Origin of the sequence: Methanosarcina acetivorans C2A (genome assembly GCF_000007345.1) — an archaeon.
GTDB lineage: Archaea > Halobacteriota > Methanosarcinia > Methanosarcinales > Methanosarcinaceae > Methanosarcina > Methanosarcina acetivorans.
Window position 1 is genome coordinate 5,745,493 of record NC_003552.1, and the last position, 6,000, is coordinate 5,751,492.

The following is a 6,000-nucleotide window of genomic DNA, read 5'->3' on the forward strand; positions in this document are numbered from 1 at the left end:
CTTTCTTATATCACTTTTTGTTCTTGATTGTATTTTGAGAGCATTGCGAAAAGAAATATATTACAGTATATTAATACCAGTGGCAGATACAAAGTTAACTGAAGCCATAGTCTAAAAATGCAGTTTAAAATGATTTGTAAATTTCAAAAAACTGGCTTATCCTGGAAATACAGGGTTTAAATTAATCCTGTAAATTAACCCTTAAATTCAAAACTACTTCAACAAATCTGGAAATACTCCCATACATATCATTGATTCAGAAAATACTGATTCAAAAACATAATTCAGAAAAGGGGACTCACAATGGCAAACGTTGCAATCATCGGAACTGAAAAAAGCGGGAGGACCTCCCTTGCCGCAAACCTCGGGAGAAAAGGAACGTCTTCCGACATAACCATGTACAATAACGATAAGGAAAGCCGTAAAATGGTTTTTGTGGATGCTCACAGTTATCCGAAAACCCTGAAATCCCTGATTACGGCCCTTAATATTTCGGACCTGGCAGTCCTGTGCATCCCTCCCCAGGGTCTGGACGCCCATACAGGAGAATGCATCATTGCCCTGGACTTGCTCGGGTTTAAACATGGAATTATTGCCCTGACAAGGTCGGACAGTACCCATATGTATGCAATTGATGAGCTGAAGGCAAAAATAAAGGTAATCACTGCAGGAACCGCACTCCAGGACTGGGAATGTATCTCCCTCAATACAAACAAAAGCGCAAAGAACCCCTTTGAAGGCGTGGATGACCTTAAAGCCAGAATAAATGAGATGGCAGAGCAGATAGAAGCCGAACAGGCAGAACTTAACAGCCTGCCTGCAAGGATCTTCATAGACCACGCTTTCAATGTGACAGGCAAAGGTTGTGTCGTGCTCGGAGTTGTCAAGCAGGGGATCTCAAAGGACAAGGATAAGACCAAAATTTTCCCGCTGGACAGGGATATCGAAATCCGCTCTATCCAGAGCCATGATGTGGACATCGACAGCGCCCCGACAGGTACAAGAGTAGGCATGCGCCTTAAAAATGTCCAGGCAAAAGACATAGAGAGAGGCTTCATCATTTCCGATAAGGAAATCGTGACAACCGACTATACCCTGGAATGTACCATTTCAAAATTCACGAAAAAAATAGAACCTGCAAGTGTCCTTCATCTTTTTGTCGGTTTGCAGTCCGAACCTGTGCGTGTTGAAAAAATCCTAGTTGACGGAAACGAAGTAAAAGAAGCAAAGCCGGGAACCACCTGCGTGCTGGAACTTTCAGGGAACAAAAAGGTCGCCTACAGCAAAGAAGACCGTTTCCTGCTTGCAAACCTTGACCTGACCCAGCGCTTTGCAGGTTACGGTTTTTCGAAATAAGATAAAAAGAGCTCGGTTTAAAAAATCGAATTAAAAACAGATTGAGATCGAACTAAAGTCGGATTGAAAGCCGGATTAAAAGATCGGACAAAAAAGGGTGGGTGAAGAAGGGAAAAACATGTCTCAGGAAACAGACAGGACTCTCTATGGCAGAGTCTTTCACAGGAATGTCTGCTGGCAGCGTTCATACGAAAGAGCGGAAGGGGAAGAACTCTTAATGGCACTTTACGGCAGCTTAAGAAACGGGCTTTACAATAACCGGCGTTTCGATCTTCAAAACCGGTCCGAATTCCTTGGGACTATAAAAATCGATGGATACTCCCTCTATTCTCTTGGCCCCTACCCTGCTGTTTATCCTTCGGAAAAAGGTTCCGTGGTTGCAGAAGTGCGCAGATTTTCGGGAAAAAGACAGCTTGAAGTTGCAAAATCCATCGATTATATGGAACTTTTTGGCGGGTACCACAGGGAATATGTGGACCTGGAACTCCCGGAGAAAAAACTCAGGGGTATCATCTACGTGTATGACGAAAAGCCTGAAACTGAGGTAATTGATCATGGGGACTGGGCCAGATACCTCAAAGAAAAAGAGCTGCCTGAGTAAAAGCTGAAAAAATAAATAGATAAATATGTCTGTAGATAAATACCGTCCGCGTAAGGAGTTCCCAATATACCGAAACTTTATTAATAGAGAGTCCTGAAAATGTTCGGTAATGAACAACAACTAAACCATTCTGTTTTGTTGAAAGACGTTAACGGTTAATCACAGATATAGAGCCACGGTTAATCATAGATATAGAGCCACGGTTAATCACAGATATAGAGCCACGGTTAATCATAGATATAGAGCCACGGTTAATCACAGATATAGAGCCACGGTTAATCGCAAATATAGCGTCTGAAGGCTGATTGTAGATATAGAGTTTGGCGGTTAATCATAGATATCGGGTCTAACGGTTAATCGCAGATATGAGAGTCCGTGAAGTTGGAAAGGAGGGCTCGTTAATGAATTTTACAGATATTATTGAGTTTGCAGAAAAACCGCAAATCTATGCGGAAGGGAATGCTGTTATGTGGACGGATGACCACATTTCAAAGAAATTGTTGGATGTTCACCTGAACCCGGATATCGACCTTGCAAGCCGGAGAAGAACGAGTATAAAGAGCACTGCGGACTGGATTTTAAATTCAGTCAATCTGGAAAGAATGAACATTCTTGATCTGGGATGCGGACCCGGATTGTATGCTGAACTCCTGGCAGAAAGGGGACATAAAGTAACAGGTGTCGATTTCTCTAAGAATTCAATCGAATATGCCAGAAGCGAAGCCATAAAGAAAAATCTGGATATAAAATACGTAAACCTGAATTACCTCGAATTGCGTGAAGAAAATAAATATGATCTCGTAATGATGGTTTTTACTGACTTTGGCGTCCTAGTACCAGAGGCAAGAAAGAAGTTGTTGCATAACGTTTACCGGGCTTTAAAACCTGGCGGAACTTTCATTTTTGATGTTTTGAGCGATAAAGACATTGAAATGAAAGTTACTGAGAAATCCTGGGAAGTGGTAGACCATGGCTTCTGGAAAGACAGACCACACCTGATTCTTTCAGACTCCTTTTACTATCCGAAACACAAAGTGATATTGTACCAGCACATCGTAATCGATAATTCTGACAATTTCAATGTATATCGTTTTTGGACTCACTTTTTTAAGTCTGAAGACCTGAAGAAACTGCTGAAACAGGAAGGCTTTGAAAAAATCGAGTGCTATGATAATGTCTTACCGGATATCGATATCTGGAATGGAAATAACGTTATCTTTTGCAAAACAACTAAAAAGTAATTTCAACAGGTTCTCCGAGTGAATCAATTATTTTGGAAATACAACTTTGGAAATATAATTTTGGAAATACAATTATTTTGGAAACGCCGGGAAAAGAACGGTTTGAAAAAAATGAAAAAACCGAAAACAGAAACAAAATGGAAAACAGAAACAAAATGGAAACAGAAACAAAATGGAAACAGAAACAAAATGGAAACAGAAACAAAATGGAAACAGAAACAAAATGGAAAACAGAAACAAAAAGGAAAACAGAAACAAAAAGGAAAACAGAAACAAAAAGGAAAATAGAGCCTTGAAAACTCACAGTTTTCTTAAGAATTCAAGGCTTTTGATCCCTCCTTCAACGGAAGCCATTTCGGTAACAAAGATTCCCTTATAGTTTGAGAGCTTCTCCATAACGTGCTTCCAATCTATATTACCCTCCCCGAGGGGGAGATGTTCATCTTTTTTGCCCATGTTATCATGAATATGCACATGGGAAATTCTGTCTTTCAGCTGGTCCAGAAACTCGTCTATAAGCCTAACAGTGTTGGCATGCCCTACATCGAAGGTGAAACCCACGTTGTGGCTCCCGACGGCATCGAGCATTTCCTGCATTTCGTCAGGGTATTTGCCAAAGATCTTCGGGAAATCGGGCATATTCTCAACAGCTACAATGATCCCGAAATCTGCAGCAAAGTCGCATAATTCCCGGATGGAAGCAAGGTTTGTCATGTAGGCTTGATCTGGCACCTGCACCCCATAAGGAGAGAGATATCCGGGATGTACCACAGCAAGGTTGACATAATTCGAGGCAAGGGTGAGATAATTCTTCATCTGCCTGAGGACTTCTGCACGGATTGAGTCATTCAGGCCTGCGAGGTTCATATCAGAAAAAGGCAAGTGCAGAGTCAGTTCCAGATTGGTGGTTTCATAAATATTCTTCAGGTTCTGAACGGTCTTGCTGCTCAGGCACTGGGACCCTTCCTGTACGATCTCCCAGCCCGTATACCCGTGGTCTTCGAGGTTGTACGCCCACTTAAAAGGATCTTCAACGACCGCACGCGACGAAAAACTGATTCTATGCAGCTGCATGGTGACAATTCATCCCTGTTAATTTTTCTTTGCTAATTTTTCTTTCCTATCCGTCTTTGAATCCGTTTTTGTTAATTCTTCTTTGCTAATTAGCCCGTAGTCATCCCTGTTAATTAGTCCCTTTTAACTCGTCCATTTCTATTAATCCAGTTTAAGTCATCCATTTTGATGTCCCTTTCAGCCATCCCTGATTGACATAAATTTGGGACGGGAACTGAATTATACTTAACTAAACTTCGTAATTAACTGGACTTTAAGGGTTCAGCCCCTTTCCACATAGTCCATTTCCACTTCAACAACCGGTACCCCTTCTTCGGTAAGAGGCAAAAGCCACTCAAAGAGCTTTTCCATCTCCTCAGGAGAGTCTGTTCTGATTACGACTTCGATGGAGCCCAGGGGTTCTTCTTCAGCGGGAACGCTGGGAATTCCTACAAAAGCTGCCTGCTTGTTCAGTAAAAAACGAACTAAAAGCCCTTCACTGGATAACCCTTTACTGAAAACCTTGTTGCGAATACTGTCTATAATCGCTTCCCTGCGAATAAGTCCATGCAGAGTAAACAGGAGATCCAGTCCTCCCTCGCCTGTAAGGCGAAAAGCAGGAGAAACTCTTTTTTCAGATTCCGCCGCATCAAGAGGCTCTTTTTGGAGTTCTATTCCCGTGAAGAGAACCGAAATTGCTTTGGTGACTTTTTCAGGGTCTTCCGTAGGATAAACAGCTGCTGAAACTTTTACATTTATCATAAATCTACTCCACAATTAATCTCAAATGGGATTGTTCCGGAAAGTCGCTTTTTTTCGGGTTTGCTTTTGAACATTAAACTGTCAGACTTGTTTGAATATTATACTGCCATATTTGTTTTGAGAATTAACCCATCAGATTTGTTTTGAGAATTAACCCATCAGATTTCATCCTGGGATGTTATTTTTCCGAGTTTGATTTCAAATAGTTATTCAAAACATCATTAACATCTTTTCTGAAGGTCTCAAGAGTGAAGCTGTTTTCAATTTCCACGTTAGAGGCTTCGATAGCTTCTCCCATGCCCCAGCTGAGTTCTCGTTCGTCTCTCTGGCGGAGGCCGTCTATACTGTTCATATCATCGCTTCTGCCTCTTTTTTGGACCCTGGAAAAACGAACCTCAAGGGGAGCGTAAATGGAAATCAGGATAAAGCCTTTTCCGAATTCCTGCCTGAAGCACTCCACTTCGGCAATCCCGCGCACACCGTCAACAACTACAAGTTCCGAGCCTGTTTCCCTGATCTGAGAGACGCAGCGTCTGGCAACGGCATCCATGCCCTCACATTTGCGAAGGTCCGTTGCAACCATTCCGGTATTGGAATCATTGGGCTCAAGCCCACGCTTCAGTACTTCCTTCCGGATCACATCACCCATAATAATAACAGGAATGTCCATCTCAGCAGCAATCCTGGAAGCTTCGGATTTTCCCGAAGCTGGCATGCCTACAAAAGCTATTATCTTCATCAAAAATTACCTTTTAAACCTGAGTCCTTGGATTTGAATTATAACCTGAACTAATTTGAATTACAAATCTGAGTTTATTTGAATTACAAATCTGAGTTTATTTGAATTACAAATCTGAGTTTATTTGAATTACAAATCTGAGATATAAATTTGAGTAGAAAACTCAAGAAATCTCGGTAATACCTCAGTAGAAACCCGATATTGTAATATTGTAAATTTGAATTATTAATTCTGGTAGAAACTTGAAT

7 protein-coding genes are annotated in these 6,000 nt (G+C 41.4%); 4 read left to right on the forward strand and 3 right to left on the reverse strand.

Annotated elements, in window-relative coordinates; translation table 11 throughout:
- The first annotated feature begins 303 nt into the window (after nt 1-303).
- The 4 genes from MA_RS24275 to MA_RS27830 all read left to right on the forward strand — a co-directional run bounded on the left by MA_RS24275 (nt 304) and on the right by MA_RS27830 (nt 3,494).
- Nucleotides 304-1,356, forward strand: coding sequence for a selenocysteine-specific translation elongation factor (locus MA_RS24275; RefSeq protein ID WP_011024522.1), 1,053 nt, complete (start codon nt 304-306; stop codon nt 1,354-1,356).
- 118 nt (nt 1,357-1,474) lie between these two features.
- Nucleotides 1,475-1,957 carry a gamma-glutamylcyclotransferase family protein gene (locus tag MA_RS24280; RefSeq protein ID WP_048066618.1) on the forward strand — a complete coding sequence of 161 codons (483 nt, stop codon included), beginning with the start codon at nt 1,475-1,477 and terminating at the stop codon, nt 1,955-1,957.
- 401 nt (nt 1,958-2,358) lie between these two features.
- Complete coding sequence (locus tag MA_RS24285) at nt 2,359-3,198, forward strand: class I SAM-dependent methyltransferase (protein ID WP_052279230.1); 840 nt, start codon at nt 2,359-2,361, stop codon at nt 3,196-3,198.
- 32 nt (nt 3,199-3,230) lie between these two features.
- Nucleotides 3,231-3,494 carry a hypothetical protein gene (locus MA_RS27830; protein ID WP_048066041.1) on the forward strand — a complete coding sequence of 88 codons (264 nt, stop codon included), beginning with the start codon at nt 3,231-3,233 and terminating at the stop codon, nt 3,492-3,494.
- Between the two features lie 4 nt (nt 3,495-3,498).
- Here MA_RS27830 and MA_RS24295 read toward each other — a convergent pair whose 3' ends face one another.
- The 3 genes from MA_RS24295 to MA_RS24305 form a co-directional block, all read right to left on the reverse strand.
- On the reverse strand, nt 3,499-4,272 hold the full coding sequence (locus MA_RS24295) for a sugar phosphate isomerase/epimerase family protein (RefSeq protein WP_011024526.1): 774 nt from the start codon (nt 4,270-4,272) through the stop codon (nt 3,499-3,501).
- A 261-nt stretch (nt 4,273-4,533) separates the two neighbouring features.
- Nucleotides 4,534-5,013: an RNA-binding domain-containing protein gene (locus MA_RS24300; RefSeq protein ID WP_048066042.1), complete on the reverse strand. Its 480-nt coding sequence runs from the start codon at nt 5,011-5,013 to the stop codon at nt 4,534-4,536.
- Between the two features lie 178 nt (nt 5,014-5,191).
- Complete coding sequence (locus tag MA_RS24305; RefSeq protein WP_011024528.1) at nt 5,192-5,752, reverse strand: dephospho-CoA kinase; 561 nt, start codon at nt 5,750-5,752, stop codon at nt 5,192-5,194.
- Nucleotides 5,753-6,000 lie beyond the last annotated feature (248 nt).